Source organism: Xanthobacter pseudotagetidis (assembly GCF_043194795.2).
Classification (GTDB): domain Bacteria; phylum Pseudomonadota; class Alphaproteobacteria; order Rhizobiales; family Xanthobacteraceae; genus Xanthobacter; species Xanthobacter tagetidis_A.
Genome location: NZ_CM195534.1, coordinates 2,703,237 through 2,729,270 on the forward strand (window position 1 = coordinate 2,703,237; position 26,034 = coordinate 2,729,270).

Here is a 26,034-nt window from a genome sequence, read left to right on the forward strand (position 1 = left end):
AGGGCGATGGCGGACCTGTTCGAGGCGGCAGGGCTCGGGGCCGAGGTCGCACGCCCGCTCGCCGACCGCCTGAGGCCCAAGGTGCTGGCCGAGGTGGTGGGGCAGGACCATCTGGTCGGTCCGGACGGCGTGCTCTCCCGCATGCTGGAGACGCGCTCGCTCGGCTCGCTGATCCTGTGGGGGCCGCCCGGCACCGGCAAGACCACGGTGGCGCGGCTCCTCGCCAGCGCCACCGACCTGCATTTCGAGCAGATCTCGGCCATCTTCTCCGGCGTCGCCGATCTCAAGAAGGTGTTCGAGCAGGCCCGCGCCCGGCGCCTGAGCGGCAAGGCGACGCTGCTGTTCGTGGACGAGATCCACCGCTTCAACCGCGCCCAGCAGGACAGCTTCCTCCCCGTCATGGAGGACGGCACCGTGACGCTGGTGGGGGCCACCACCGAGAACCCCTCCTTCGAGCTCAACGCCGCGCTGCTCTCGCGCGCCCGCGTCCTGGTGTTCAAGCCGCTGGATGCCGAGGCGATCGCGCGGCTGCTCGCCCGCGCCGAGGAGATAGAGGCCAAGGCGCTGCCGCTGACCGAGGACGCGCGCCTCGCCCTCGTCAACATGGCGGACGGCGACGGGCGCGCCTCGTTGACCCTGGCGGAAGAGGTCTGGCGCGCCGCGCGGCCGGGCGAGGTGTTCGACGTGGCCGGCCTCGCCGAGGTGGTGCAGCGCCGCGCGCCCATCTACGACAAGAGCGAGGACGGCCACTACAACCTCATCTCCGCCCTGCACAAGGCGGTGCGCGGCTCGGACCCGGACGCGGCGCTCTATTATCTCGCCCGCATGCTGGACGCGGGCGAGAGCCCGCTGTTCCTCGCCCGGCGCATCGTGCGCATGGCGAGCGAGGATATCGGCAACGCCGATCCGCAGGCGCTCGCGGTGGCGAACGCCGCCAAGGAGGCCTACGATTTCCTCGGCTCCCCGGAAGGCGAGCTGGCGCTGGCCCAGGCGGTGGTCTACATGGCGACCGCGCCGAAATCGAACGCCGTCTACAAGGCCTTCTCCGGCGCCAAGCGGGTGGCCAAGGAGGGCGGCTCGCTGATGCCGCCCAAGACCATCCTCAACGCGCCGACCAAGCTCATGAAGGGTGAGGGCTACGGCGCCGGCTATCGCTACGACCACGACGAGCCGGATGCCTTCTCCGGCCAGAACTACTTCCCCGAGGCCATCGGCCGGCAGTCCTTCTACCATCCGGTGGAGCGCGGGTTCGAGCGCGAGATCCGGAAGCGCATGGAATACTGGGCGCGCCTGCGGGCGGAGCGGGGGGAGGGGTAGGGGGATCGAGGCCCCGCCTCGGGTGCCGCCGGCGGGAGCGCTTTGAGGCGTGGCGCAAGGCGCGAGGTGGATGCCCCGGACCAGCCGGGGCATGACGGCGGTGCGAGGTTTCAGCGCCGTCGCCCCTTGCCCCGCCATTGTCCCTTGCCCCGCCGTCGCCCTCCGGCTTGACCGGAGGGCCCATGCGGGACCGCGAGGGATCGTGGCGGCGGTGCCGTGGATGCTCCGGTCAAGCCGGAGCATGACGGTGGCTTGGGGGCAGCGCCCTCTCCCTACTTGGACCGCCGTCATCCCCCGGCTTGTCCGGGGGGTTCACGCCACGGGCTTGCCGGCGCTCTGGATTGAGGCGTGGCGCAAGGCGCGAGGTGGATGCCCCGGACCAGCCGGGGGATGACGGCGGTGAGAGGTTTCAGCGCCGTCGCCCCTTGCCCCGCCATTGTCCCTTGCCCCGCCGTCGCCCTCCGGCTTGACCGGAGGGCCCATGCGGTGGCGGGGAGGGATCGTGGCGGCGGTGCCGTGGATGCTCCGGTCAAGCCGGAGCATGACGCATCGAATGATGGCAATGCTTGTGAGGGCCGCCGTCCCTGACGGCCGCGGTCACCGTGACAGGCGGCGAAATCGTAGGCGAGGCGGCCGCCGTCATGGGTGGCGGATGGCATGGGGCACCTCGCTGGACCGCGAGAGTCAGGCGCGCGCCGCCGCCGGCGATGCCGGCGCGCCTATTTGGTGGTGTAGCCGCCATTCACGAGGATGGTCTGCCCCGTCATCCACCAGCCGTCCGAGACCAGCATGCGGACCCACGGCACGATATCCTCGATGTCGGTGAGGCCGGTCTTGGAGAATTTCGACAGCGCCGCCGCGGTCTTGTGGTAGGCGACCGCGTCCGCGCCCTCGGCCGGGTAGAAGAAAGGCGTGTCCATAGGGCCGGGTCCGATGGCGGTGACCGAGATTCCCCGGTCGCCGAGCTCCTTGGCCGCGGCGCGGGTGAAATGCTCCACCGGGGCCTTTCCGCCCGCATAGGCGGCATAGAAGGGCGTGAACGCGCCCAGCAGCGAGGTCACGAGCGTGCAGATCTTGCCGTTGTCGTTGAGCCTCTTGCCGGCCTCCTTGATGAAGAAGAAGGCGGCCTTGGCGTTCACCGCGGCCATCTCGTCATATTCGGCCTCGGATATCTCCGCCATGGGCTTCTTGAGCACCTTGCCCACGGTGTTGATGGCGATGTCGAGAGGACCCACCACGCCCGCCGCCTCGGCGAACAGCCGCTCCACCGCGCCGGCGGTCGTCAGGTCGGCCTGGAAGGCGACGGCGCGGGCGCCGGCCGCCTCGACGGCGGCGATGGTCGCGAGGACGTCCTCCTTCGAGGCTGGGCTGTTGTAGTGGATCGCCACGGCCCTGGCGCCGTGCGCCGCGAGGTCGCGCGCGATCAGGCCGCCCAGATTCTTGGCGCCTCCGGCGATGAGCACGGCCTTGCCTCTGATGCAGTGGTCGGTCATTGCGCGCAGCCTCCATTGTCCAGGCGGCCTGGCGCCCTGCCGGCGGCCCGTGGGGAAGCTATCGTCTGGCAAATTTGGATAAAGCCGGTATTTTTGACATGACTAGTCAGAAGTACGATCTAAAGGACGCGCCCGTTGGATCGGATCGAGCAGTATCGGATCTTCGCCCGGGTGGCGGACTGCGCCAGCTTCACGCGGGCGGCCGACATGCTCGGCCTGCCGCGCTCCTCGGTCTCGGCGGCGGTGCTCGAGCTGGAAGCGCGCCTCGGCACGCGGCTGCTCCATCGCACCACGCGGAAGGTGGCGCTCACGCGGGACGGGGAGGCCTTCCTCGCGCGTTGCCAGGGCCTGATCGCGCACATGGAGGAGACCGAAGGCCTGTTCCGCAGTCCGTCCGAGGCGCTTGCCGGGCGTGTCCGCGTGGATGTGCCGGGCCGCATCGGCCGCCTCATCCTCGCGCCGGCGCTGCCCGAATTCCTGGAGCGCCATCCGCTGCTCGAACTCGACCTGCACATGAGCGACCGGGCCATCAATCTGGTCGAGGAGGGGGTGGATTGCGTCCTCCGGATCGGCGCCCTTTCGGATTCCGGGCTCATCGCGCGGCCGGTGGGCGAGGTGGAACTGCTCAATGTCGCCAGCCCCGGCTATCTGGCGCGGCACGGGACGCCGGCCAGCCCGGCGGATCTTTCCCGGCATGTCGCCGTCAACTACGCCTCGCCCACCACCGGGCGGGTCGAGGACTGGGAATGGATCGAGGATGGCGCCGAGCGCACCTTGTCCATGCCGGGGCGGGTGACGGTGAACACCGCCGAAGCCTACGTCGCCTGCTGTCTTGCCGGGCTCGGCCTGATCCAGGTGCCGGCCTATGACGTCGGGGATCACCTGTCGTCCGGCGCGCTGGTGGAGGTGCTGCCGCGCCACCGGGCGGCGCCCATGCGCGCGACGCTGCTCTATCCGCACCGGCAGCATCTGTCGCAGCGCCTGGCGGCGGTGCTCGACTGGCTCGATGCGCTGCTCAAGGCGCGGCTGCGGGCGTGAAGGGCCGGCGGCCGCGCCGCCTTGCGTCCGGCCATGATCTGCCCAATATCGCACGCGCCGGTCCGGGCGGTCCCGGCCGCCCGTCGGCGCCGCGCGACCGTCTTCAGGCTCAGCCGGCGCGGGCGCCAGGGGGGCTCCACCATGTATCCTGCCGTGATCGTCTTCCTCGGCGCCGGGCTCGGCGGGGTGCTGCGCCACCTCCTGAACCAGTGGGTGCCGCGCCTGCTGGGCACCGGCTTTCCCTTCGCCACCTTCCTGATCAACGTCACCGGCAGCCTGGTGATGGGGCTTGTCATCGGCTATCTCGCCTTCAAGGATGGCGAGCACTGGACCCAGTCCCTGCGCCTGTTCCTCACCACCGGGGTGCTTGGCGGCTACACCACCTTCTCCACCTTCTCGCTCGACTTCTTCTTCCTCATGGAGCGCGGCGAGCATCTCCTCGCGGTCGCCTATGTGGTCGGCTCGGTGGCGATCGCCTTCCTCGGAGTGTTCGCCGGCATCACGCTGATGCGGGCGCTCAGCTGAGCGGGCCGGCCCCTGCGTGACGGCGCGCGCGCGATGCTCTATTGGTCGGCGCGGATGGGCGGATGGGCCCGAACGGGAATTTCCGCTGATGGCGGTCGAGCTTAAGAAGGTCACCGAGGACGAGGCGGGCATGCGCCTCGACCGCTGGTTCAAGGCGCACTATCCGGACCTGTCCTTCGGACACCTGCAGAAGCTGGTGCGCACAGGGCAGGTGCGCGTGGACGGCGGGCGTGCCAAGACCTCGACCCGGCTCGATCCCGGCCAGAGCGTGCGCATTCCGCCGATCGGGACGGACGAGCCGCAGGATTCCGGCGATGGTCCTGGACCGTCCGGCGGCGACGGGGCGGGCAAGAGGCCGGCCGGCGCGCGGGCGGCGGGGCAGAGCGCCGCCGCGGCGGCCAGGGCGCAGGGCAAGCCCCAGGGCAAGGCCAACGACGACCTCGCCTTCCTCAAGTCGCTGATCCTCTACGAGGACAAGGACGTCATGGTGCTCAACAAGCCCTACGGCCTCGCGGTCCAGGGCGGTTCCGGCACCTACCGCCATGTGGATGGGCTCCTGGAGGCCATGCGCGACAAGGACGGCCAGAAGCCGCGCCTCGTCCACCGCATCGACAAGGACACCTCCGGCTGCCTGCTGGTGGCGAAGTCGCGCCTCGCTGCCTCGGTGCTGGCCAAGAGCTTCCGCTCCCGAGAGGCCCGCAAGGTCTACTGGGCGCTGGTGCCGGGCGTGCCGAAGCCGCGCCAGGGCCGGATCTCCACCTATCTCGCCCGCGACGAGGACGAGGAGAGGATGCGCGTCGCCCGCCACGGCGAGGACGACGCGAGCCACGCCGTCACCTATTACGCCGTGGTGGACCAGGCGGCGCAGAAGCTCGCTTGGCTGTCGCTGAAGCCGGTGACCGGCCGCACCCACCAGCTGCGCGCCCACATGGCCCATATCGGCCACCCCATCGTCGGCGACCCGAAATATTTCGACATCGAGAACTGGGAGCTGCCCGGCGGCCTGCAGAACCGGCTGCATCTGCTCGCCAGGCGCCTGATCATTCCCCATCCGCGCGGGCAGGGCGTGATCGACGTCTCGGCGCCGCTGCCGCCGCACATGGCGCAGTCCTTCGCCGTGCTCGGCTTCGATGCCAGCCAGTACGATCCCATCCTCGAGGCGCCGGAGGGATGAGGCATCGGATCGCGCTTCTTGCGCTCCTGCCGGCATTGTGCGCCCTCGCGCCGGCGGCGGGAGCGCAGAAGCTCGACATCGTCGATCTCTATCGCGAGATGCAGGTCGCCCGGGGAGCCGGCTTCCCGACCTACGAGATCACCGAGACGAACGGCAAGGCCACGGCTTCCGGCGGCATCCTCTACGGCCCGCGCGCCCGCATCACCCTCACCCTCGACCGGCCGCGCTTCTACCTGCGCATCGACGACCGGGGCGACGACGACGGGGCCTCGGCCTTCATCACCGAGTTCGTCATGTGGCTCGACCGCGAGGGCTTTCCCCTGGTGGGCCTGTCCGAGCGCGGGCTCAAGGGCGGCGTGCCCTTCGCCGGGCGGGTGCGCTTCTATTCCCGCGCCTCGGGCCGCTGGAACCTCGTGACCGGCGAGGTCTTCCCGACCCCCGACGAGACCGTGTGCGGGACCGCGCACGAGGAGATCGACGAGAGCACCTCCGCCTGGGAGGGGCTCGGGCGGGCCGTGGCGGTGCTGCCGCGGGCGGGCACCGATATCGCGGTGTGGTGCGTCGGCCCGAGCCCGAAGGCGGGCACCGGAGCGCTGGTGGAATGGGACCGGGCCAACGGGCGCTTCCGCAATGGCAAGGCGCTGGACGGCCCGCCGCCCTGGCCCGACGTGCCGCCGCCCGCCCGCTGACGGGTGCCCCCTGTCGGCCGTGTGACGTTGTGGGAGGCGGCTCCTGCGCGTGCGACTTTCGTCTGGGGTGCGCTGCGGCAAATGCCTGAAAGGCTTTGCGGGCCCTTGCGCGTGCGGCGCCGCCCCTTGAACGCTGCGCATTCTCGCCTATGGTGCCGGCTCAAATCGGGACGGCCGATGTCCCAAAAGAGCGGCGAATGCCGCTGATGCCCGAGGGATCGTTTCATCATGTCCGTGCTGCTCGCGCTCGCCCGCGCCATCGATGCCGTCAATGCGCGCATCGGCAAGGCCGCGGCTTGGCTGATCGTCGTCGCCATCTTCGTGTCGGCGATCAATGCCGTGGTCCGCAAGGTGTTCGACTACAGCTCCAATTCCTGGCTCGAGCTGCAATGGGTGCTGTTCTCGGCAGTATTCCTGCTGTGCGCCTCGTGGACGCTGCTGGACAACGAGCATATCCGCATCGACATCATCAACTCCCACCTGCGCAAGCGGGTGCGCGACGGTATCGACATCTTCGGGCATCTGTTCTTCCTGCTGCCGTTCTCGATCCTGCTGCTGTGGACCTCCTGGCCGTTCTTCCTGACGTCGTTCGAGATCAACGAGCAGTCGCTGAACGCCGGCGGCCTCCCGCAGTGGCCGGCCAAGTTCCTGGTGCCGCTCGGCTTCTTCTTCCTGACGCTGCAGGGCATCTCGGAGCTGATCAAGCGCGTCGCCATCTTCACGGGACGGATGGAGGACCCGAACGAGGGCGCGGGTGGCAGCCATGCGGCGCTGGCAGCCGAAGCCGAGCGCCTGCTGGCGGAGGCCGAGGTGCCCGCCAGCTCCAAGAGCGTCCCCAGCGCCAGCGGCGAGTGAGGCACAGATGAAGACCCGCTTTCCGCTCGCCGCCCTGGCGCTCGCCCTCGGCCTCCTCCTCGCTCTCGCGCCCGACATGGCGCTCGCGGCCGAGCCGGGGTTCCGGGGCTGGTTCATCCACAACATGGCGCCGATCATGTTCGCGGCGCTGGTGGTGTTCCTGCTGCTGGGCTATCCGGTGGCCTTCTCCCTGGCCGCCAACGGCCTGATCTTCGGCCTGATCGGCATCTGGCTCGGGCTGTTCGAGCCCTCCTTCCTCCAGGCGCTGCCCGAGCGCGTCTACGGCACCATGAACAACGAGGTACTGCTCGCGGTGCCGTTCTTCACCTTCATGGGCCTGATCCTGGAACGCTCGGGCATGGCCGAGGACCTGCTCGACACCATCGGGCAGGTATTCGGCTCCGTCCGCGGCGGCCTCGCCTATGCGGTGATCTTCGTCGGCGCGCTGCTCGCCGCCACCACCGGCGTCGTGGCGGCCTCGGTGATCTCCATGGGCCTCATCTCGCTGCCCATCATGCTGCGCTACGGTTACGACCGGCGCGTGGCCTCGGGCGTGATCGCGGCCTCCGGCACGCTGGCCCAGATCATCCCGCCCTCGCTCGTGCTCATCGTCATGGCCGACCAGCTCAACCGCTCGGTCGGTGACATGTATGAGGGGGCGTTCCTGCCCGGCTTGCTCCTGGCGGGTCTCTACGCGATCTACATCTTCATCATCTCCGCCATCTTCCCGAGCGCCGCCCCCGGCCTGCCGCTGGAGGCGCAGACCCTGCGCGATCCCGACCAGAAGGCCGGTCCCTCGCGCCTGCTCGGGGCGGTCGCAGCGGCGGGCTTCGCCTATCTGATCGCGACCGGCTCGCTGCCGGAGCTAACCTCCGGCCTGCTGCCGGGCATTGCCAACACCCTGGCCTGGGGCGTCATCGTCTTCCTGGCGCTGTTCTATGTCCTGTCCGGCACCGCCCGGCTGCTGACGCCGTCCTTGTTCATCACCTTGGCCCTCGCCGTCGCGGCTGGCATCTTCCTGATGTGGGAAAGTGGCGTGAAGTTCGGCGCAGACTTCGTGGTGCTGACCATGTCGGCGACGGTGGGCCTGGCCTTCGTCATCGCCGTGGCCAACCGCGTGCTGCGGCTCGGCCTGCTCTCCAAGCTTGCGGAGCAGGTGGTGTTCGTGATGGTGCCGCCGCTGGCCCTGATCTTCCTGGTGCTCGGCACCATCTTCATCGGCGTCGCCACCCCCACCGAGGGCGGCGCCATGGGCTCGGTCGGCGCCCTGGCGCTTGCGCTCGCGCGCGGGCGCCTCAAGTTCGACCTCCTGCGGCAGGCGACCTATTCCACCGCCAAGCTCTCGGCCTTCGTGCTGTTCATCCTGCTCGGCGCGCGCGTGTTCTCGCTCACCTTCTACGGCGTGGACGGGCACTTGTGGGTGGAGGAGCTCCTGGTCTCGCTTCCGGGCGGGCAGGCGGGCTTCCTGATCGCCGTCAACGTGCTGGTGTTCCTGCTGGCCTTCTTCCTCGACTATTTCGAGCTCGCCTTCATCATCATCCCGCTGCTGGGGCCGGCGGCCGACAAGCTCGGCATCGACCTGATCTGGTTCGGCGTGATGCTGGCGGTGAACATGCAGACCTCCTTCATGCACCCGCCGTTCGGCTTCGCGCTGTTCTTCCTGCGCTCGGTCGCGGCGAAGGTCCCCTATGTGGACCGCGTGACCGGAAAGGTGATGCAGCCGGTGACGACAGGGCAGATCTACTGGGGCGCCGTGCCGTTCGTGTGCATCCAGCTCATCATGGTGGCGCTCATCATCCTGTTCCCCGGCATGGTGACGCACTACAAGTCGGGCGCGGTCCAGCTCGATCAGAAGCAGATCCAGCAGCAGTTCGACAGCCTGTCGCCGGGCCTCGACATGCCTCCGCCGCCGGCGCTCGATTTCGGCAATCCGCGTTAGGAACCGCCACAATGGTCTGCTAAAGGCCGACCCCTTGCGTGCCGGGCGCTCCGGTTCGGCACGATGGTTCCAGCGTCCGGAGGCGTGCTTATGGACTCGAGATCGGACTTCTGCCCCGGCTGCGGGGCTCAGGTCTATCCCGAGGAGGCTCATTGTCCCTTCTGCGGGCGCAGCCTGCGGTCGCGCGCCTGGGTTCCGTTCGCGGTGGGCTTCGGCGGCGCGGGCGCGGCCCTCCTGGTGGGCGGCCTCGTCTGGTGGGTGCTCGACGCGCTGCCGCCGGCGGTGCCGGCGCCGGAGGCCGGCCAGCAGGTGGCGGCGCAGTCCGCGCCCGCCGACGCCGCGCCTTTGTCATCGGCCGCCGCGCCCGGAGCCGCCGCCGCACCGGAGGCTCCCGCATTCGCCCCGCCGCCGGAGGCGCCGGCCGGCGCCAGTCAGGCGCTCATCGCGCCCCAGCCCTTCGGCTCGATCCAGCCCGGCGCGAGCGCGCCTGCGCCCGGCGGCGCCCTGGCGCTCGCAGCGCCGGGATCGGCCGAGGGCGGGGTCGGCGAGGCGAGGCTGCCGCTGCCGACCTTGCATGCACCGCCGGCGGCGACGCCGGCCGACGTGGAGTCGCGCAAGGCCTTCGCCAAGCAGACCCAGCAGAAGTTCGTGGAGAACGGGCTCGATCTTTCGGTGGCGACATCGGGCGACGACGCCGCGGTGCTCACGATCAAGTTCAACTTCCCGGCCCGGACCGCGGCCGAGCTGATCGTCTCGGGTCCGTTCCCGCGCCAATGCGAGCAGCGCGGCTTCCGGCAGGTGGTGTTCGTCGATCCCTCGGGAGAGACGTGGCTCTATGACGTCGCAACCCAGAAGATGAGCCAGCAGTGAGGGTGGTGGGGGAATGAAGCTCGTCCTGTTCGATTGCGACGGGACGCTGGTGGACAGCCAGCACCTGATCGTCGCCGCCATGCGCAACGCCCATGCGGCGCGCGGCGTCGCGCCGCCGGCCCGCGAGAGAATCCTGTCGGTGGTCGGCCTGTCGCTGCCGGAGGCGTTCGCGGTACTCTCGGCGGGCGACCCGGCCTATCCGGTCGCGGCCATGCCGGAGGCCTACAAGCTGGCCTTCACGCGCCTGCGCGACAGCGAGCCGCCGGAGCCCATGTTCCCGGCTGCGCGCGAGGTGCTCGACGCCTTGCGCGTCCGGCCGGACGTGATCCTCGGCATGGCAACCGGCAAGGCGCGGCGCGGGGTAGACCGCGTTCTGGCGGCGCACCGCATGGAAGGCTGGTTCGCCACCATCCAGACCGCGGACGACGCACCCTCCAAGCCCCATCCCGCCATGGTGCTCCAGGCCATGGCCGAGGTGGGCGCGCGGCCGGAGGACACGGTGGTGGTCGGCGACACCAGCTTCGACATCGCCATGGCGCGCGCGGCCGGGGCCTCGGCGCTCGGCGTTTCCTGGGGCTATCATCCGGTCGAGGAGCTGACGCGCGCGGGCGCGGACATGCTGGTGGACCGCTTCGAGGAGGTGCCCGGCGCCGCCTTCGCGCTGATGGCGCGGCGCGGCGCCATCAGCGCCTGAGCCGGCACGGGGAGAGAGGAACCATGCGCGACATCATGGCCGACCTTGAGGCGGGCGAGGGCACGGACCCGGTCGCCCGCGCCCGCGCCGCGCAGAAGACCACGCTGCCCAAGCGCTTCTACAAGGATGTGAGCGTGGGGGAGGGGGAGGGCGGCTTCACCATCCTCCTGGACGGCCGCCCGGTGCGCACGCCCGCCCGCGCGCTCCTGGCGGTGCCGACGCGCGCGCTCGCCGAGGCCATGGCGGCGGAATGGGCGGCGCAGGGCGCGGAGATCGATCCGTTCTCGATGCCGCTGACGCGCCTCGTCAACGTCGCCATCGACCGGGTGGCGCCGGAGATCGCGGCGGTCCGCGACGAGGTGGTGCGCTATGCCGGCACCGACCTGCTCTTCTACCGCGCCGAGGGGCCGCAGACCCTCGTGGAGCGCCAGGGGCGCCAGTGGGACGGGGTCCTGGACTGGATGCGCGAGCAGCACGGCGCGCGCTTCTTCCTGTCGCAGGGCATCCGCCACGTGGCCCAGCCGGAGGAGGCGCTGGCGCGGGTCGGGGAGCGGGTTCCCCGCGAGGCGCTGGCGCTGTCGGCCGTCCATTCCATGACCACGCTCATGGGCTCGGCGCTGCTCGCGCTCGCGGTAGCGGAAGGCGCGCTGGATGCGCCGGCGGCCTGGGACGCGGCCCATGTGGACGAGGACTTCAATCGCGAGCAGTGGGGGGAGGACGAGGTCGCCGCCGCCCGCCGCGCCGCCCGCCGGATCGAGATGGATGCGGCGGCGCGGCTTTTGGCGCTGCTGCGGTCCTGAGGCGCGGCCTTGGATCGCGAATATCTCGCCGACCTGTTCTCCGCCTTCGGCACGGTCGGCGTGCGGCGCATGTTCGGCGGCCACGGCATCTACCGCGACGGGGCGATGTTCGCGCTGGAGGCCGGAGGCGCGCTCTATCTGAAGGCCGACGCGCACTTCGGCCGCGAGCTGGAGGCGCGGGGCTCCGAGCCGTTCAGCTACGTGGCCAGCAACGGCCGGCGCACGGTGATGAGCTATTGGCGTGTGCCGGAGGCGGCCATGGACGATCCCGAGGATCTCGCCGCCTTGTCGCGCCGCGCGCTGGAGATCGCCCGCCGCGCGCCGGCAAAGCCCCGGCGCGCGAAGACGACGCGGGAGGGCTTCAGGACATGTAGCGGCGCTTGAGCGCCAGCAGCTTGTCGAGCAGCTCGCCATTGCTCTCGGCGAGCTTGTTCTTGGCGGCGATCACGAACGCCGGATAGGGCTCGATCAGCACCGGCACCTTCACGCCCATGAAGTCGTAGACCTTGTAGATGCGCGAGCGGATCTCCGGGCTCGCCATCAGGCCGTCGAGATACTTCTGCGCCGACGACTTGTGGGCGAGATAGAGCTTGGAGGTGCCCATGGCGATGGGGGCGAAGTCCTGTCCCTTCTCCCGGTGCCAGTCGAAGAAGCCGTAGGACACGTCCGGCCACCCCTGCTTCAGGAAGTCGTCGAGCGCGATCACGCCGCCCTCGGCGAGCGTCGCCGCCGCGAGGTCGAGGTCGTTGATGACGATGTCGTGCCAGTGGCCGCCGTCGACGCTGAAGAAGCGCACCGGGCCCACCGCGTCGGCGATCTCCTGCGGCTTCACGTCCAGCGAGGACGCCTTGCGGATGATCACCTTCGACGGATCGATGCCGAACTTGCCGAGATTGGCCTCGAACACCGCGCGGTTGCCCTGGCCGGAATTGTCCACGTTCAGCGACTGGTCGTCGAAGATGTCGATGCACAGTGCCTTCTCGCTCGCCTTGAGGGCGAGGCACAGGGGCACGAACGACTTGCCGTGATGGACGCCGATCTCCACCGCCGAGCCTGAGACGCCCAGCTCCTGCTGGAGATCGAGGATGCGCAGGAACAGCTCGGCATCGTTTCGGGCGAACCAGCCATTCACCTTCTTGCGGCCCGAGCGGCAATATTCGACGAGCCGCTGATTCTGGACAGACATCTGTGCCTCTCGGGATCTGGTCTGGTCTCGGCCGCGCCGCCCGGCAAAGCGCCGGCTGCACGCCTCCTTATAGTGCGCCTACCGAAGAAGAAACACGCGCTGCGTCAATGAATGCCTACCGGAAGCACGATTTCCGACGTTTTTTCGTGGCGATCGACTGCACGCCGGGCGCCGGCAGGGTGGGCGTGGGCCGAGCGTCCGGGTACCGATCTGGCCGCTTCCCGAGCGCCTGCCACGTGGCGCGGATGGCCAGTTGAGCCGCGAAAGTCTCGTCTTCACCGAGGCGGGCGCGCGCCTTTCCCGGGGCCGGGTGTATCGGTCAGCTTGCATCGTGCTTCGAGGGCTGTCCGGCGAATCGAAACGCCCGGCGGAGGCCGGGCGCGATCAGGGGCGGCGGACCGCCGCTCGGCAGGGGAGCGTGTCAGGGGAGAGGCGGGCGTCAGCCCGCCTTCACACGCACCGGGCGCAGCAGGAAGGCGGGCAGGTGCGACATGTCGGCCGGTTCGCTGGCCGGCGCTCGCTCGCGCCGCGGTGCCCGCTCGGCACCGTCGCGGGGGCCGCGGTTGCGCTCGGGGCGCTCCATCCGCTCGGCCCGTTCAGGACGCTCAGTCCGTTCAGGACGCTCAGTCCGTTCAGCACGCTCGGCCCGCTCCGCGCGGGCGGGGCGCTCTGTCCGTTCCCGGCGCGGGGCGCGCTCGGCATGTTCCGGGTGCTCGGCACCGCCGGTGCGCTCGGGCCGATCCGACCGTTCGGAATGCTCGCCCCGCGGCGCGCGGTCGGCACGGCCGTCCTTCTCCATGCGGCGCTTGCCGCGCAGGCGGCCCTCCTCGCGGCCTCCGTCCCGGCGCTCGCGACGCTCGCGCGGCGGCGCCTCGCCCAGCGGCTCGCCGTTCCAGGGGATGGCGTTGCCGATCAGCTTCTCGATCGCCGACAGCGACTTCGAATCCGCATGGGTGACGATGGTGTAGGCGGTGCCCGAGCGCCCGGCGCGGCCGGTGCGGCCGATGCGGTGGACATAGTCCTCCGCATGGTGCGGGACGTCATAGTTGAAGACGTGGCTCACGGCCGGAATGTCGAGGCCGCGGGCGGCGACATCGGACGCCACCAGCAGGTTGGCCTCGCCGGTGCGGAACTGGTCCAGCGCCTTGATGCGGGCGTGCTGGTCCATGTCGCCGTGCAGCGCCACGGCATTGAAGCCGTGCTTCTGCAGCGAGCGGTGCAGCACCGCCACGTCGCGCTTGCGGTTGCAGAAGATGATGCCGTTCTGCAGCCCCTCGCAGTTGCGGATCAGCTCGCGCAGGACGTCCCGCTTCTCGAAGTCCTCGCTCGGGGAGGCGACAAGCAGCTGGGTCACCGTCGTGGCGGTGGAGGCGGGCTTCGACACCTCGACCCGGACCGGGTTCGAGAGGAACTGCGAGACCAGGCGCTGGATCTCCGGCGGCATGGTGGCCGAGAAGAACAGCGTCTGCCGGGTGAAGGGCACGAGCTTGCAGATGCGCTCGATGTCCGGGATGAAGCCCATGTCCAGCATGCGGTCGGCCTCGTCGATGACGAGGATCTCGATGCCGGACAGCAGCAGCCGGCCGCGCTCCACATGGTCGAGCAGCCGGCCCGGCGTGGCGATCAGGACGTCGACGCCGCGCAGCAGCTTGGAGTCCTGGTCGCCGAACGACACGCCGCCGATCAGCAGGGCGACGTTCACCTTGTGGTTCTTGCCGTAGCGGACGAAGTTCTCCTCCACCTGGGCGGCAAGCTCGCGGGTGGGTTCGAGGATCAGCGTGCGCGGCATGCGCGCGCGCGCCCGGCCGTGCTCCAGGAGAGTGAGCATAGGCAGGGTGAAGGCGGCGGTCTTGCCCGTGCCGGTCTGCGCGAGGCCGAGAACATCGCGGCGCGCAAGAACGTGGGGAATGGCCTGTGCCTGGATGGGGGTCGGCTGCGTGTAGCCGGTATCTGCGACGGCCGCGAGAACCTTCTCGCTCAGGCCGAGTTCGGAAAATGACATTGCATCTTTTGGATGCGGCAGCGCGCCGCGATCGAACGTCCCGTGCCGTACGGGCTCAGACGAGTGGTCGTCGGACGGCGCGCTTGGATTCGACATATCTCGGACGACGCATAGCAACATAGAAATATTGTGCGCCGTGTCAATGGTTAGATGCAGCCATGCGTTTTCGCCAAGCCTGCGGAAAGAGCCATGCAGCCTTCCGCTTGACCTCGGGGCCAGCGGACCCCACCCCTAGTCGCTGGCCGCGTGGTCAGCCGGCCATCCCTCCGCGCGCGTTTGCGAACGCGATCATTCCACGGCCGGCATGAATTATCTCTATGTCCTCGGTCTCGCCACCTTCGCGAGCGCTTTTTCCATGCGTGCCATCGATCCGATGGTCAATCAGGTGGCGGCGGACCTGAATATCAGCTTGCCGCAAGTGGCGACGCTGGCCTCGGTGTTCACGCTGGCCTACGCGTCCATGCAGCTTGTGTTCGGCCCCATCGGCGACGCGGTGGGCAAGGTGCGCCTGGTACGCATCAACCTCGCCATCCTGGCGCTGGGCCTCGCGGTCTCGGCGATGGCGCCGAGCCACGAAGTGCTCTTCTTCGCCCGCATCCTCTCCGGTGCGTTCGCGGGCGGGATCATCCCGGTGGTGCTCGCCACGGTGGGAGACCGGGCGAGCTTCGCCGAGCGCCCGGTCGCGCTGAGCCGCGTCCTGTTCGCGCTCATCCTCGGTCAGCTCATGGGCTCCACGGCCTCCGGCTTCATCGCCGAGTGGCTGGGCTGGCGGCAGGTGTTCTGGACCGCGTGCGCGGTGGCAGCCCTCGGCTGCGTGGGCTGCGTCGTCTTCATATCGGAGCAGAACGGGCGCGAGCCGCTCTCTTTCACCTCCGCGTTGTCACGCTACCGCCTCGTGCTGAGGAATCCCCTGTCGGCGAAGCTGTTCACCGTGGCCGCGGTGGAGGGGGCCTTCACCTTCGGCATATTTCCGCTGGTGGCGGCGCTGATGGTCGCCCATCGGCTGGGCGACGCGATCGAGGCAGGGCTCGTGATCGGGGCTTTCGCGATCGGCGGCGCCTGCTATGCGCTCGCCGTCGGCCTGCTGGTGCGCTTCCTCGGGCTCAAAGGCATGATCGGAACGGGAGCGGCGGCGGTGGGCGTCTTCTTCATCGGCGCAGCCCTGGTGCCCAGCCTCGGCATGGCCGCGGCGGCGTTCGCCTTCGCCGGCTTCGGCTTCTACATGGTCCATAACGTATTGCAGATCCTCGCCACCGAGCTCGCGCCCGAGGCGCGGGGTTCGGGCGTCGCCCTGTTCGCCAGCTCGTTCTTCATCGGCCAGGCGGTTGGCGCGGTGGCGATGGCGGGCGTGGCGGAGCGGGTCAGCGCCGAGGCGGTGTTCCTGATCGCCGGCGGCGCGATGCTGCTGCTGGCTTGGCCGGCATCGCGCCTCGCGCCGCGCCCCCACACGCCGCCGCCGGCCTGAACCCAAGCAAGAGCCCCAAAGATGCCGGATCGGGCGGAGGGAAGAGCCTCGTGCGGCATGCCGGCGCATTGCCGGTCGGGACGCGAGGCTTAACGAATGCGCTCGCTTGGCGTATGAAGGGCGTCTGCAAGCCATTCCCACTGTGCGGGATCGCCAGCTCCCAATTGATGTTTCAAGCTGCTGGTGACGCGCGATGGTTCATTGCATTCTTTCGATCCCGTCCTTTCTTGCACCGGTCCGCCGTTTCGGCGGCGCGTTTGTCCTTGCCGTCCTGCTGATGGCCGGTGCGACCGCGCCGGCCCCTGCCCAGCAGAGTGCCGCCCCGCCCGCCGGGCCCGCCGCCGCTGCGCCTGCCGTCGCGCCATCCGCGGTCGTCCCGCCCGCCGTCAGTCCGCCTGCGAATCCGGGGGTGCCGGCCGCAGCCGCGGCAGAGGGGGCGGCGGCCTCCGTCGCAGCGCCTGCGGCTCCCGCGGACCATGCCGGCCATGACGTGACGCCGGTCGAGTCCCTGCCGACGGCCGTCCCGGCGGCGCCCAATGCGCTGCTGCCGCACGATCTGTCCCCCTGGGGCATGTTCATGGCGGCGGACCTGGTGGTGAAGGCGGTGATGATCGGCCTCGCCTTCGCCTCGCTGCTCACCTGGACCGTCTGGCTGGCCAAGTCGCTGGAGATCGCGTTCGCCCGCCGCTCGGTCGCGCGCACGCTTGATGCCCTGCGCTCGGCGCCGACACTCGTTGAGGCTGCCCGCGACATTCCCGCCGGCAAGGGCGCCGCGCCGACCACCGTGCGCGCGGCGCTTGGCGAGTGGCGCCATTCCGAGGGCCTGCCCGCGGACGGCATCAAGGAGCGCGTCGCCGTGGCGCTGAACCGCATCGAGGCCGCGGCGGGCCGGCGCATGTCGGTCGGCACCGGCATCCTCGCCACCATCGGCGCCACCGCCCCCTTCGTGGGCCTGTTCGGCACCGTCTGGGGCATCATGAACTCCTTCATCGGCATCTCGAAGGCCCAGACCACGAACCTCGCGGTGGTGGCGCCCGGCATCGCCGAGGCGCTGCTCGCCACCGCCATCGGCCTCGTCGCCGCGATCCCGGCGGTGGTGATCTACAACGTGTTCGCCCGCGCCATCGCCGGCTACAAGGCCTCGCTCGCCGACACATCGGCCGAGGTGATGCGCCATCTGTCGCGCGACCTCGACCGGGCCGCCGCCGGCGACGACGATCTGGTCACCGAGGTGGTGTCGCTGCGCGCCGCCGCCGAGTGAGCGGGAGGCGCGACCATGGCCGCCAAGCTCGACCACGGCGGGGACGACCTCGTCGAGACCCACGAGATCAACGTCACGCCGTTCATCGACGTGATGCTGGTGCTGCTGATCATCTTCATGGTGGCGGCGCCGCTCGCCACCGTCGACGTGAAGGTTGACCTGCCCACGTCCAACGCCCAGCCGCAGCCGCGTCCGGAGAAGCCGCTGTTCCTCTCGGTGAAGAAGGACCTGACCCTGTCGCTCGGCGACGACGCGGTGATGCGGACCGACCTCGGCCGTGCGCTCGACGGGCGCACCGGCACCGACCGCGAGCAGCGCGTGTTCGTGCGCGCCGACAAGGCGGTGCCCTATGGCGACGTCATGGAGGTGATGAACCTCCTGCGCGCGGCCGGCTATCTCAAGGTGGCCCTGGTGGGCCTGGAAGGCAGCGAGGCCCAGCTTCCGGCGGCTCCGGCGGCGGCCGGGACCGGGGCGACCGCTCCGGCCGGCCCGGCGACGGGCGCGCCCGCCGCCCCGGCCGCGCCCGCTGGCGGGGGAGGGGGCGCAGCCGGGGAGGCGCCTCAGTGAGCGCGATCCACCACTGGCACGATTTCGACCGCAACCATTTCCGCGATACCGTCCTGCGCTGGATCGCCGGAGCGGCCATCATCCTCGCCGCCCATGCGGCCGCGGTCTACGGCGCGCTGTACCTGCGCGGCCTGGAGCCGCCGGCGGAGATGCCGCCGGCGGCGGTCATGATCGAGCTCGCGGCGCTGCCGGTGAGCGCGCCGAGCGAGGTCGAGGACCTCGCGCCCGGCCCGCAGATGGTCCAGGCCCCGGAGACGACGCCGGACGCCACCGACGAGCCCGAGACCGAGACCCCGCCGCCCGAGCCGGTGGAGCGCAAGGTGGTCGAGGAGGATCTGCCCAAGATCGAGCCGTCGCCCCAGCAGTCCGAGGTGGTGCTGCAGAAGCCCGAGCCGGAGCCCGTGCCGCTGCCGCTGGAGAAGCCGAAGCCGCCGGAAAAGGAGAAGCCGAAGCCGAAGGCCAAGCCCACCAAGCGCAAGCAGGCGCCGGTCACGTCGGCGGCGCCGCGCACGGAGACGGCGCCCGCGCAGCGCACCGCCGCGCCATCGCAGGGCGCCAGCAGCTCCAACTCCATGTCGCGGGCCACCTGGGCGGCCATGGTCTCGGCGCACCTCAACCGCTTCAAGCGCTATCCGCCGGGGGCGCAGGGCATCACCGGGCGGCCGTCGGTTCGGTTCACGCTGGATTCGTCCGGCCGGGTGACGGGGGTGAGTCTGACCCGGTCTTCCGGCTCCTCGGTCCTGGACGCGGAAGCGGTCGCGACCGTGCGCCGCGCCTCGCCGTTCCCGCGACCGCCGGACGGCAACGGCGCGAGCTTCTCGGTGCCGGTGAACTTCACCAGCCGGTGAGGGCGGAGAGGCCGAGGGGCTTTCCCGCCCCTCGGCTCCCCTGCCTCGGCCCCCCTTGGCGCTCCGCGCCGCCGATCCGCTCGCCCGGCCTGCCTGCATGCCTGACCCCTGCGGCCGGCATTTGGACTTCGCCGATCCCGTGTGATAAGCGCTCAGTCCGCTTTGGCTGAGGCGCAGTTGCGCCCGGCCGGGGTGCCCCGACATTTCCGGAGCCCGTCCATGGCCTCGCAGGATGCGAACCAAACCTCCGTCACGGAGGAAATGAACCGCTTCTTCACCGCCCCGCTCGCCGAGACCGATCCCGAGATCGCCGGCGCCGTGGAAGCGGAACTGGGTCGCCAGCGCGACGAGATCGAGCTCATCGCCTCCGAGAACATCGTCTCGCGCGCGGTGCTCGAGGCCCAGGGCTCGGTGCTCACCAACAAGTATGCCGAGGGCTATCCGGGCAAGCGCTATTACGGCGGCTGCCAGTTCGTCGACGTGGCCGAGAATCTCGCCATCGAGCGGGCCAAGAAGCTGTTCGCCTGCGGCTTCGCCAACGTGCAGCCGAACTCCGGCAGCCAGGCCAACCAGGCGGTGTTCTTCTCGCTGCTGCAGCCGGGCGACACCTTCCTCGGCCTCAACCTCGCGGCGGGCGGGCACCTGACCCACGGCTCGCCGGTGAACATGTCGGGCAAGTGGTTCAAGCCGGTGCCCTACACCGTGCGCCAGGACGACCAGCGCATCGATTATGAAGAGGTGGCCAAGCTCGCCGACCAGCACAAGCCAAAGCTGATCGTCGCCGGCGGCTCCGCCTATCCGCGCGTCATCGACTTCGCGAAGATGCGGGCGATCGCCGACAGCGTCGGCGCCTATCTGATGGTGGACATGGCCCATTTCGCCGGCCTGGTGGCGGGCGGCGCGCATCCGAGCCCGTTCCCGCATGCGCATGTGGCCACCACCACCACCCACAAGACCCTGCGCGGCCCGCGCGGCGGGATGATCCTCACCAACGACGAGGATCTGGCCAAGAAGATCAACTCGGCCATCTTCCCCGGCATCCAGGGCGGCCCGCTGATGCACGTGATCGCGGGCAAGGCGGTGGCGTTCGGCGAGGCGCTGCGCCCCGAGTTCAAGCTCTATGCGAAGAACGTGGTGGAGAACGCCAAGGCGCTGGCCGAGAACCTGAAGGGCCACGGCTTCGCCATCGTCTCCGGCGGCACCGACACCCACCTGATGCTGGTGGACCTGCGCCCCAAGCGCCTCACCGGCAAGACGTCTGAGATCGCGCTCGGCCGCGCCCACATCACCACCAACAAGAACGGCATCCCGTTCGATCCCGAGAAGCCGTTCGTGACCTCCGGCATCCGCCTCGGCACCCCGGCCTGCACCACGCGCGGCTTCGGCGTCGCCGAGTTCCAGCAGGTGGGCGACCTGATCGCCGAGGTTCTCGGTGTCCTGTCCCAGAAGGGCGTGGAGGAGGATTCGCTGGTGGAGGAGGCGGTGCGGGGCAAGGTGTCCGCGCTGTTGAAGCGCTTCCCCATCTATCCGTGAGCCGGGGCCGGCCGGGAGCCTGAAGCCATGCGGTGCCCTTATTGCGGCAGCCTCGACACGCAGGTGAAGGACTCGCGGCCGACCGAGGACAACACCTCCATCCGCCGCCGCCGCGTCTGCCCCGACTGCGGCGGCCGCTTCACCACCTTCGAGCGCGTGCAGCTGCGCGAGCTGACGGTCGTGAAGCGCTCCGGCAAGCGCGTGCCGTTCGAGCGCGAGAAGCTGGAGCGCTCCGTGAAGGTCGCGCTGCGCAAGCGTCCGGTGGACGAGGAGCGGGTGGAGCGCATGATCTCCGGAGTGGTGCGCCAGCTGGAGAGCATGGGTGACACCGACATCACCTCCGAGACCATCGGCGAGATGGTGATGGAGGGGCTCAAGCAGATCGACGACGTGGCCTATGTGCGCTTCGCCTCGGTCTACCGCGACTTCCGCGAGGCCAAGGATTTCGAGAACGCGCTCGCCGAGCTGTCCCACGACGGCGACGGCAAGGCCGCGGCCAAGCCCGAGCCGAAGGGGCGTCCTCCCGCGCGGGGGGCGGAATGAGCGCCGCGGTCGGCGCGCCGGCGAGCTGGCCCGTCACCTCGCCCCAGGAGGACGAACGCTTCATGGCGCTCGCCTTGGAGGCAGGCGCCGCCGGGCTCGGACGCACCTGGCCGAATCCTTCCGTGGGCGCGGTGGTGATCCAGCACGGCCCGAGCGGACCTAAGGTGGTCGGCCGCGCGGCGACGGCGCCCACCGGCCGCCCCCATGCCGAGCCGCTGGCGCTCGCGGAGGCCGGCGAGGCGGCGCGCGGCGCGACCCTCTACGTCACCCTGGAGCCGTGCTCGCACCACGGCCGCACGCCGCCCTGCGCCGATGCGGTGATCGCCGCCGGCGTGCGCCGGGTGGTGGCCGCCATCGAGGATCCGGACCACCGGGTGCGGGGCCGCGGCGTCGCCCGGCTGCGCGCCGCCGGCATCTGGGTCAGCGTCGGCGTCGGCGCCGAGCAGGCGCTGTTCGACCATGCGGGCCACATCCGCCGCGTCACCGAGGGCCGGCCGCACGTGCTGCTCAAGATGGCGGTGTCGGCGGACGGCAAGGCGGGCCTGCCCGGTCCTGCGCCGGCGGTCATCACCGGCCCCGAGGCCCGCGAGCGCGCCCATCTCATGCGCGCCCATGCGGATGCGATCCTGGTCGGCATCGGCACGGTGAAGGCGGACGACCCCATGCTCACCTGCCGCCTGCCGGGCCTTCAGGACCGCTCGCCGGTGCGCCTGGTGCTCGATTCGGGGCTGGACCTGCCGCACGGCTCGGCATTGGCGCAGACCGCGTGCGACGTGCCGGTGTGGGTGATCGCGGCCGAGGACGCACCGGCCGACCGCCAGGCGGAGCTGAACGCGCGTGGCATCGAGGTGCTGCGGGCGCCGCGCGGGGCGGGGGGCCGGCTGCATCTTCCCGCCGTGCTCAAGCTGCTGGGCCTGCTCGGCATCACGCGGCTGATGGTGGAGGGCGGGCCGCAGGTGGCGGCGGCATTCCTGGAGGCCGGCCTCGTGGACGAGGTGGCGGCGTTCTCCGGCCCGGTCCTGCTCGGACCCGATGCCGTCGATGCCCTCGCCGGCCGCCCGCTCGGCCGGCTTCTTTCCCCCGTGGGCTTCGCCGAGGTGGAGCGCGCCGAGCTCGGCGCCGACCGCCTCGTGCGCTTGTGGAGACGCTGACATGTTCACCGGCATCGTCACCGACGTGGGCGAGGTGATCGCCGTCGAGGACAAGGGCGAGGTGAGGACCCTCTCCATCGCGTGCGGATATCACGGCGAGGGCATCGACCTCGGCGCCTCCATCGCCCATGCGGGCGTGTGCCTGACCGTGACATCGGTGCGCGCCGGCGGCCCGAGCGGCACCGTGTTCACGGTGGACGCGGCGCCGGAGACGCTTGCCATCACCACCGTGGCCGAATGGGCGCCGGGCGCGCGCATCAACCTGGAGCGCTCCTTGAGGATCGGCGACGAGCTGGGCGGCCACATGGTGAGCGGGCACGTGGACGCCAAGGCCCGCATCCTCTCGCGGGAGGACCTGGGCTCTTCGACGCGCTTCCGCTTCGAGGTGCCGGAGCGGCTTGCGCGTTTCGTCGCGCCCAAGGGCTCGGTGGCGCTCGACGGCACCTCGCTCACGGTCAACGAGGTCGAGGGCAACACCTTCTCCTGCCTGCTCATTCCGCACACGCTGGAGGTGACCACCTGGGGCGCGCGGCGGGCCGGCGACGAGGTCAATTTCGAGGTCGACCTGATGGCGCGCTATGCGGCGCGGCTTGCGCAGTTCCCCGCCGCCGAGTACGCCTCCCGCCCTGAGGAGAGCGGATCATGGTGACGACACAGCGCGAGAGCGCGCTCCCGGGCGAAGAGCCCATCAGCGACGCGCGCGTCCTCATCATCGAGGGCCGCTATTACGAGGCGCTCGCCGACGAGCTGCTGAAGGGCGCCAAGGCGGTGCTGGAGGCGGCCGGGGTCGAGGTGGAGGTCATCACCGTGCCCGGCGCGCTGGAGATCCCCATCGCCGCCGAGATCGCGCTCGACGCGGCCGAGATCACGGGCGCGCCGGTGGACGCCGTCGTCGCGCTCGGCGTGGTGATCCGGGGCGAGACCTATCATTTCGAGATCGTGGCGGGCGAGAGCGCGCGCGGCCTCATGGACCTCGGCGTCACCCACGCGATTCCCGTCGGCAACGGCATCCTCACCGTCGACACCGAGGCGCAGGCCTGGGAGCGGGCGCGCGTGAGCGAGGGCGACAAGGGCGGCGGCGCGGCGCGGGCGGCGCTGTCCCTGCTGCGCCTGCGGCGGCGGCTCGAAGCATGAGCGAGGCCCCCACCAAGCCCATGAAGAAGAGCGCGGCGCGCCTCGGCGCGGTGCAGGCGCTCTACCAGATGGACCTCGCCCAGACGCCGGTGAACGACGTGTTCGCCGAGTTCGAGAGCCATTGGCTCGGCCAGGAGGTGGAAGGCACCCAGCTGCCCGACGCCGACGTGAAGCTGTTCCGCGCCGTGGTGGAGGGCGCGCTGAGCAACCAGCGCCGCATCGATCCGCTGCTGGACAACGCGCTGACGCAGGGCTGGCCGCTGAAGCGGGTCGAGGCGGTGCTGCGCGCCGTGCTGCGCGCCGGCGTCGCCGAGCTCCTGTCTCGCCCCGAGGTGCCGGCGCGGGTGGTGATCGCCGAATATGTGAACGTCGCCGGCGCCTTCCTTGAGCGCGACGAGACCGGAATGGTCAACGCGGTGCTGGATTCGCTCGCCCGCGAGCTGCGGCCCGGCGAGTTCGACCGGCCGCCGGGCGCCTGACATGGGCGGGGCGATGGAGGGCGGCGGCTCGGGCGAGGATCGCCTCATCGCCCGCTTCTTCCGCCCGATCGCCGGCGCCGGGGGGCTCGGACTTCTCGACGATGCGGCCTTGCTGTCGCCGCCCGAGGGCTGCGACCTCGTCCTCACCAAGGACGCGGTGGTGGCAGGCGTGCATTTCTTCGCCGACGATCCGCCGGCTTCGGTGGCGCGCAAGGCGCTGCGGGTAAATCTCTCAGACCTTGCCGCGAAAGGCGCCGCCCCGCTCGGCGCGCTGCTCGCGCTCGCCTTGCCGAAGGGGACGGGCGAAGCCTGGATCGAAGCCTTCGCGTCCGCCCTTGGGGCGGATGCGACCCAGTTCGGATGCCCGATCCTCGGCGGCGACACGGTCTCCACGCCGGGGCCGGTCACCATCACCATCACCGCCCTCGGGTCGGTGCCGAAGGGCGGCTTCGTGCCGCGCACCGGCGCGCGGCCGGGGCAGGCGATCCTGGTGTCGGGCACCATCGGCGACGCGGCGCTCGGCCTCAAGCTGCGCCAGGGGCCGAACGACGTGCCGTTCGGCGATCTCGGCGCCGAGCAGCGCGGCCACCTGCTCGACCGCTACCTGCATCCCCAGCCGCGCCTCGCGCTGGCGCCGGTGCTGCGCGCTTATGCGGCCGCGGCCATGGACGTCTCGGACGGCCTCGCCGGCGACGCGGCGAAGATGCTCGCCGCCTCCGGCTGCGGCGGGGTGATCGAGGCGCGGCGCGTGCCGCTCTCGGCGGCGGCTGCTAGAGCGACGGCCGGCCGGCCGGACCTGCTGCGCGCCGCGCTCACCGGCGGCGACGACTATGAAATTCTCGCCTGCGTGCCCCATGCCGCGGTTGCGGCCTTCACGGCGGAGGCCGCGCGCGCCGGCGTTCCGGTGGCGCTGATCGGGGAGATACGGAGCGGGGAGGGGCTCGACGTGATCGGCCCGGACGGGACGCCGCTCGACCTCGGCGCCGGCAGCTTCAGCCACTTCTGAGCCGGCGTCAGCCCAGGGCCACCAGCGCCGCGCCGGCGGCGATGAGCACGACGCCCAGCGTCGCCGCGGCCGAGAGCCGCTCGCCCAGCAGCAGCACGCCGAAGATCGCCACCAGCACCACCGAGAACTTGTCCACCGGCGCCACCCGCGCCGCGTCCCCGAGCTTGAGCGCGCGGAAGTAGCACAGCCACGACGCTCCGGTGGCGAGTCCCGACAGCACCAGGAACAGCCAGGCGCGGCCGGGTATCGTCGACGGGCTGCGCCACTGGCCGGTGGCGAAGGCGATGGCCGCCACCAGCATCAGGATCACGCCGGTGCGGATGAGGGTGGCGAGATCGGAGGGGATGTCGGCGACGCCGAGCTTGGCGAAGATCGCCGTGAGTGCCGCGAAAGCGGCCGAGAGCAGCGCCCACAGGAGCCAGGAAGCGGAAAGCTGCGACATCATCGAGGTCCCTCCGTCCCGGCGCCGTCCGCTGCCGGGCGCCATCGGCACTGCCCCGCCATCCTGCCTCCGCCGCCACCGGTCAAGCGGCTTCAGGCGGCGTCCCGGGCGCCGGGCGGGGCCACCAGGCGCTCGAAGGCGGGCCGGAACTTCGCATCCACCAGCTTCGCCCCCGCGCGCATCTCGTCAGTGGTCTCCCCGCTGGAGATGTTGATGCGCCGCTGCCGGAACTGCGCGGCGCGCGCCGGCAGGCCGAGGGCGCGCATGAAGGACGGGATGATGCCGCCCGATGCGGCGGCTTCGTCATAGGACAGCAGGCGCAGCTCGCCCCTGGCGGCGGCGCGCCATTTCTGCGCCAGAACGTCATAGTCGAGCCGCAGGATCACCTCGCCGGGCGGCTGGTAGGCGCCCTGCGCCAGCACGCCGGCGAGGAAGTCCGCGAACGGCACGTGGATGTTCTGCAGCGGGAACTCGCGGTAGAGCGAGTTGGCGTAGGCGCCGGGCGCGCGCAGATACATGAGGTAGACCGGCGCCCAGCCGGCCTCGTGCACGCGGCGGTCCAGCTCGGACAGCGCCTCCGGCCGGTCGGCGAGGAACTGGAATTCCTCGGAGGAGACCACCGCCTGCGGGCTGTCGGCCTCGGCGAGCTCCGCCAAGAGCGCATCGATGCCGCCATGCTCGATCTTCGCCCGCGGGTCGCCCATCAGCAGCCAGGGGATGTTGTGGTGGCCCGAGGAGCGCGCGGAGGGGCAGCCGGCCCTCGGCACATAGGTGCCATACGTGCTCAACTTGCGCCCATGCCGGTTGAGGTACCACTGGACCGAGGTGGTGCCGGTCTTATGGGTTCCGGCATGGATGAAGAGGGTGCGCATCGGATATCGTCTTGCGGGCGGTGAGGACGGGCGACTTTCCCCCGAACCGTGCCGGTGGCGCAAGGCGACATCCTCCCGGACGGGGGCGGGCCGGCGGTCGGGCCTTTGGATAGCGGGACCGGCGTCGCGCCGGCGCTGCCCTGCCGGGCGA

The 26,034-nt window shown here is 70.8% G+C and carries 27 protein-coding genes; 22 read left to right on the top strand and 5 right to left on the bottom strand.

The genetic code is table 11. The features are described from left to right. Positions 1 to 6 precede the first annotated feature (6 nt). On the top strand, positions 7 to 1,317 hold the full coding sequence (locus V5F67_RS12330) for a replication-associated recombination protein A (RefSeq protein WP_394017572.1): 1,311 nt from the start codon (positions 7 to 9) through the stop codon (positions 1,315 to 1,317). 719 nt (positions 1,318 to 2,036) lie between these two features. Here the strand turns inward: V5F67_RS12330 and V5F67_RS12335 are convergent. Then, positions 2,037 to 2,810, bottom strand: a complete 774-nt coding sequence (locus V5F67_RS12335) for an SDR family oxidoreductase (RefSeq protein WP_394017571.1) — start codon at positions 2,808 to 2,810, stop codon at positions 2,037 to 2,039. A gap of 135 nt (positions 2,811 to 2,945) precedes the next feature. Here V5F67_RS12335 and V5F67_RS12340 point away from each other — a divergent pair, with 135 nt between their 5' ends. The 10 genes from V5F67_RS12340 (at position 2,946) to V5F67_RS12385 (ending at position 11,778) form a co-directional block, all read left to right on the top strand. Further along, positions 2,946 to 3,848 (top strand): LysR family transcriptional regulator, encoded by a 903-nt coding sequence (locus tag V5F67_RS12340; RefSeq protein WP_394017570.1) that lies wholly within the window; start codon positions 2,946 to 2,948, stop codon positions 3,846 to 3,848. A gap of 141 nt (positions 3,849 to 3,989) precedes the next feature. Beyond that, positions 3,990 to 4,373 (top strand): fluoride efflux transporter CrcB, encoded by a 384-nt coding sequence (gene crcB / locus V5F67_RS12345; RefSeq protein WP_394017569.1) that lies wholly within the window; start codon positions 3,990 to 3,992, stop codon positions 4,371 to 4,373. An 88-nt stretch (positions 4,374 to 4,461) separates the two neighbouring features. Next, entirely contained in the window at positions 4,462 to 5,547 is a 1,086-nt protein-coding gene (locus V5F67_RS12350) for an RluA family pseudouridine synthase (RefSeq protein WP_394017568.1), read from the top strand. Further along, the gene (locus V5F67_RS12355; protein WP_394017567.1) at positions 5,544 to 6,236 is read left to right on the top strand and encodes a hypothetical protein; all 693 of its coding nucleotides are present in this window, start codon (positions 5,544 to 5,546) and stop codon (positions 6,234 to 6,236) included. The genes V5F67_RS12350 and V5F67_RS12355 overlap by 4 nt, the downstream gene beginning before the upstream one ends. A gap of 228 nt (positions 6,237 to 6,464) precedes the next feature. Next, positions 6,465 to 7,091: a TRAP transporter small permease subunit gene (locus tag V5F67_RS12360; protein ID WP_394017566.1), complete on the top strand. Its 627-nt coding sequence runs from the start codon at positions 6,465 to 6,467 to the stop codon at positions 7,089 to 7,091. 76 nt (positions 7,092 to 7,167) lie between these two features. Then, positions 7,168 to 9,030, top strand: coding sequence for a TRAP transporter large permease (locus V5F67_RS12365; RefSeq protein ID WP_394017817.1), 1,863 nt, complete (start codon positions 7,168 to 7,170; stop codon positions 9,028 to 9,030). 90 nt (positions 9,031 to 9,120) lie between these two features. Then, positions 9,121 to 9,900, top strand: coding sequence for a hypothetical protein (locus V5F67_RS12370; protein ID WP_394017565.1), 780 nt, complete (start codon positions 9,121 to 9,123; stop codon positions 9,898 to 9,900). 13 nt (positions 9,901 to 9,913) lie between these two features. Beyond that, positions 9,914 to 10,594, top strand: a complete 681-nt coding sequence (locus V5F67_RS12375) for an HAD-IA family hydrolase (protein WP_394017564.1) — start codon at positions 9,914 to 9,916, stop codon at positions 10,592 to 10,594. Between the two features lie 23 nt (positions 10,595 to 10,617). Next, complete coding sequence (locus V5F67_RS12380; RefSeq protein WP_394017563.1) at positions 10,618 to 11,394, top strand: ATP12 family chaperone protein; 777 nt, start codon at positions 10,618 to 10,620, stop codon at positions 11,392 to 11,394. A 9-nt stretch (positions 11,395 to 11,403) separates the two neighbouring features. Next, positions 11,404 to 11,778 (top strand): TfoX/Sxy family protein, encoded by a 375-nt coding sequence (locus tag V5F67_RS12385; RefSeq protein ID WP_394017562.1) that lies wholly within the window; start codon positions 11,404 to 11,406, stop codon positions 11,776 to 11,778. Here V5F67_RS12385 and V5F67_RS12390 read toward each other — a convergent pair. Beyond that, the gene (locus V5F67_RS12390) at positions 11,756 to 12,580 is read right to left on the bottom strand and encodes a class I SAM-dependent methyltransferase (RefSeq protein WP_394017561.1); all 825 of its coding nucleotides are present in this window, start codon (positions 12,578 to 12,580) and stop codon (positions 11,756 to 11,758) included. The two genes, V5F67_RS12385 and V5F67_RS12390, sit on opposite strands and share 23 nt — an antisense overlap. Positions 12,581 to 13,019: 439 nt before the next feature. Further along, positions 13,020 to 14,582 carry a DEAD/DEAH box helicase gene (locus V5F67_RS12395; protein ID WP_394017560.1) on the bottom strand — a complete coding sequence of 521 codons (1,563 nt, stop codon included), beginning with the start codon at positions 14,580 to 14,582 and terminating at the stop codon, positions 13,020 to 13,022. 304 nt (positions 14,583 to 14,886) lie between these two features. Here V5F67_RS12395 and V5F67_RS12400 point away from each other — a divergent pair, with 304 nt between their 5' ends. The 11 genes from V5F67_RS12400 to thiL all read left to right on the top strand — a co-directional run bounded on the left by V5F67_RS12400 (position 14,887) and on the right by thiL (position 24,569). After that, the gene (locus tag V5F67_RS12400) at positions 14,887 to 16,047 is read left to right on the top strand and encodes an MFS transporter (RefSeq protein ID WP_394017559.1); all 1,161 of its coding nucleotides are present in this window, start codon (positions 14,887 to 14,889) and stop codon (positions 16,045 to 16,047) included. Between the two features lie 490 nt (positions 16,048 to 16,537). Next, positions 16,538 to 17,308, top strand: coding sequence for a tonB-system energizer ExbB (gene exbB, locus V5F67_RS12405; protein WP_394017558.1), 771 nt, complete (start codon positions 16,538 to 16,540; stop codon positions 17,306 to 17,308). Positions 17,309 to 17,323: 15 nt separating this feature from the next. Then, on the top strand, positions 17,324 to 17,875 hold the full coding sequence (gene exbD / locus V5F67_RS12410) for a TonB system transport protein ExbD (RefSeq protein WP_394017557.1): 552 nt from the start codon (positions 17,324 to 17,326) through the stop codon (positions 17,873 to 17,875). Then, the gene (locus V5F67_RS12415) at positions 17,872 to 18,723 is read left to right on the top strand and encodes an energy transducer TonB family protein (RefSeq protein WP_394017556.1); all 852 of its coding nucleotides are present in this window, start codon (positions 17,872 to 17,874) and stop codon (positions 18,721 to 18,723) included. The genes exbD and V5F67_RS12415 overlap by 4 nt, the downstream gene beginning before the upstream one ends. Positions 18,724 to 18,942: 219 nt before the next feature. Beyond that, positions 18,943 to 20,256 (top strand): serine hydroxymethyltransferase, encoded by a 1,314-nt coding sequence (glyA, locus tag V5F67_RS12420; RefSeq protein WP_394017555.1) that lies wholly within the window; start codon positions 18,943 to 18,945, stop codon positions 20,254 to 20,256. 27 nt (positions 20,257 to 20,283) lie between these two features. Continuing rightward, positions 20,284 to 20,799 (top strand): transcriptional regulator NrdR, encoded by a 516-nt coding sequence (gene nrdR, locus V5F67_RS12425; protein WP_394017554.1) that lies wholly within the window; start codon positions 20,284 to 20,286, stop codon positions 20,797 to 20,799. After that, positions 20,796 to 21,950 (top strand): bifunctional diaminohydroxyphosphoribosylaminopyrimidine deaminase/5-amino-6-(5-phosphoribosylamino)uracil reductase RibD, encoded by a 1,155-nt coding sequence (gene ribD, locus V5F67_RS12430; RefSeq protein WP_394017553.1) that lies wholly within the window; start codon positions 20,796 to 20,798, stop codon positions 21,948 to 21,950. Before nrdR ends, ribD begins: the two co-directional genes overlap by 4 nt. Position 21,951: 1 nt before the next feature. Beyond that, on the top strand, positions 21,952 to 22,599 hold the full coding sequence (locus tag V5F67_RS12435; RefSeq protein ID WP_394017552.1) for a riboflavin synthase: 648 nt from the start codon (positions 21,952 to 21,954) through the stop codon (positions 22,597 to 22,599). Further along, positions 22,593 to 23,084 carry a 6,7-dimethyl-8-ribityllumazine synthase gene (gene ribH, locus V5F67_RS12440; RefSeq protein ID WP_394017551.1) on the top strand — a complete coding sequence of 164 codons (492 nt, stop codon included), beginning with the start codon at positions 22,593 to 22,595 and terminating at the stop codon, positions 23,082 to 23,084. Before V5F67_RS12435 ends, ribH begins: the two co-directional genes overlap by 7 nt. Further along, positions 23,081 to 23,563 carry a transcription antitermination factor NusB gene (nusB, locus tag V5F67_RS12445; protein WP_394017550.1) on the top strand — a complete coding sequence of 161 codons (483 nt, stop codon included), beginning with the start codon at positions 23,081 to 23,083 and terminating at the stop codon, positions 23,561 to 23,563. Before ribH ends, nusB begins: the two co-directional genes overlap by 4 nt. 1 nt (position 23,564) lies before the next feature. Next, positions 23,565 to 24,569, top strand: coding sequence for a thiamine-phosphate kinase (gene thiL, locus V5F67_RS12450; RefSeq protein WP_394017549.1), 1,005 nt, complete (start codon positions 23,565 to 23,567; stop codon positions 24,567 to 24,569). Positions 24,570 to 24,576: 7 nt separating this feature from the next. Here the strand turns inward: thiL and V5F67_RS12455 are convergent, their stop codons facing one another. Both V5F67_RS12455 and V5F67_RS12460 read right to left on the bottom strand, forming a co-directional pair. After that, positions 24,577 to 25,011 (bottom strand): EamA family transporter, encoded by a 435-nt coding sequence (locus V5F67_RS12455; RefSeq protein ID WP_394017816.1) that lies wholly within the window; start codon positions 25,009 to 25,011, stop codon positions 24,577 to 24,579. Positions 25,012 to 25,103: 92 nt separating this feature from the next. After that, positions 25,104 to 25,883 carry a hypothetical protein gene (locus V5F67_RS12460; protein WP_394017548.1) on the bottom strand — a complete coding sequence of 260 codons (780 nt, stop codon included), beginning with the start codon at positions 25,881 to 25,883 and terminating at the stop codon, positions 25,104 to 25,106. Positions 25,884 to 26,034 lie beyond the last annotated feature (151 nt).

What these genes read in the sequence shown, in the direction of transcription:
- V5F67_RS12330 (WP_394017572.1), top strand. Translation starts at nt 7, where the DNA reads ATGGCGGACCTGTTCGAGGCGGCAGGGCTCGGGGCCGAGGTCGCACGC.
- V5F67_RS12335 (WP_394017571.1), bottom strand. Translation starts at nt 2,810, where the DNA reads ATGACCGACCACTGCATCAGAGGCAAGGCCGTGCTCATCGCCGGAGGC.
- crcB (WP_394017569.1), top strand. Translation starts at nt 3,990, where the DNA reads ATGTATCCTGCCGTGATCGTCTTCCTCGGCGCCGGGCTCGGCGGGGTG.
- V5F67_RS12350 (WP_394017568.1), top strand. Translation starts at nt 4,462, where the DNA reads ATGGCGGTCGAGCTTAAGAAGGTCACCGAGGACGAGGCGGGCATGCGC.
- V5F67_RS12355 (WP_394017567.1), top strand. Translation starts at nt 5,544, where the DNA reads ATGAGGCATCGGATCGCGCTTCTTGCGCTCCTGCCGGCATTGTGCGCC.
- V5F67_RS12360 (WP_394017566.1), top strand. Translation starts at nt 6,465, where the DNA reads ATGTCCGTGCTGCTCGCGCTCGCCCGCGCCATCGATGCCGTCAATGCG.
- V5F67_RS12365 (WP_394017817.1), top strand. Translation starts at nt 7,168, where the DNA reads ATGGCGCTCGCGGCCGAGCCGGGGTTCCGGGGCTGGTTCATCCACAAC.
- V5F67_RS12370 (WP_394017565.1), top strand. Translation starts at nt 9,121, where the DNA reads ATGGACTCGAGATCGGACTTCTGCCCCGGCTGCGGGGCTCAGGTCTAT.
- V5F67_RS12375 (WP_394017564.1), top strand. Translation starts at nt 9,914, where the DNA reads ATGAAGCTCGTCCTGTTCGATTGCGACGGGACGCTGGTGGACAGCCAG.
- V5F67_RS12380 (WP_394017563.1), top strand. Translation starts at nt 10,618, where the DNA reads ATGCGCGACATCATGGCCGACCTTGAGGCGGGCGAGGGCACGGACCCG.
- V5F67_RS12390 (WP_394017561.1), bottom strand. Translation starts at nt 12,580, where the DNA reads ATGTCTGTCCAGAATCAGCGGCTCGTCGAATATTGCCGCTCGGGCCGC.
- V5F67_RS12395 (WP_394017560.1), bottom strand. Translation starts at nt 14,582, where the DNA reads ATGTCATTTTCCGAACTCGGCCTGAGCGAGAAGGTTCTCGCGGCCGTC.
- V5F67_RS12400 (WP_394017559.1), top strand. Translation starts at nt 14,887, where the DNA reads ATGAATTATCTCTATGTCCTCGGTCTCGCCACCTTCGCGAGCGCTTTT.
- exbD (WP_394017557.1), top strand. Translation starts at nt 17,324, where the DNA reads ATGGCCGCCAAGCTCGACCACGGCGGGGACGACCTCGTCGAGACCCAC.
- glyA (WP_394017555.1), top strand. Translation starts at nt 18,943, where the DNA reads ATGGCCTCGCAGGATGCGAACCAAACCTCCGTCACGGAGGAAATGAAC.
- nrdR (WP_394017554.1), top strand. Translation starts at nt 20,284, where the DNA reads ATGCGGTGCCCTTATTGCGGCAGCCTCGACACGCAGGTGAAGGACTCG.
- ribD (WP_394017553.1), top strand. Translation starts at nt 20,796, where the DNA reads ATGAGCGCCGCGGTCGGCGCGCCGGCGAGCTGGCCCGTCACCTCGCCC.
- V5F67_RS12435 (WP_394017552.1), top strand. Translation starts at nt 21,952, where the DNA reads ATGTTCACCGGCATCGTCACCGACGTGGGCGAGGTGATCGCCGTCGAG.
- ribH (WP_394017551.1), top strand. Translation starts at nt 22,593, where the DNA reads ATGGTGACGACACAGCGCGAGAGCGCGCTCCCGGGCGAAGAGCCCATC.
- nusB (WP_394017550.1), top strand. Translation starts at nt 23,081, where the DNA reads ATGAGCGAGGCCCCCACCAAGCCCATGAAGAAGAGCGCGGCGCGCCTC.
- thiL (WP_394017549.1), top strand. Translation starts at nt 23,565, where the DNA reads ATGGGCGGGGCGATGGAGGGCGGCGGCTCGGGCGAGGATCGCCTCATC.
- V5F67_RS12455 (WP_394017816.1), bottom strand. Translation starts at nt 25,011, where the DNA reads ATGTCGCAGCTTTCCGCTTCCTGGCTCCTGTGGGCGCTGCTCTCGGCC.
- V5F67_RS12460 (WP_394017548.1), bottom strand. Translation starts at nt 25,883, where the DNA reads ATGCGCACCCTCTTCATCCATGCCGGAACCCATAAGACCGGCACCACC.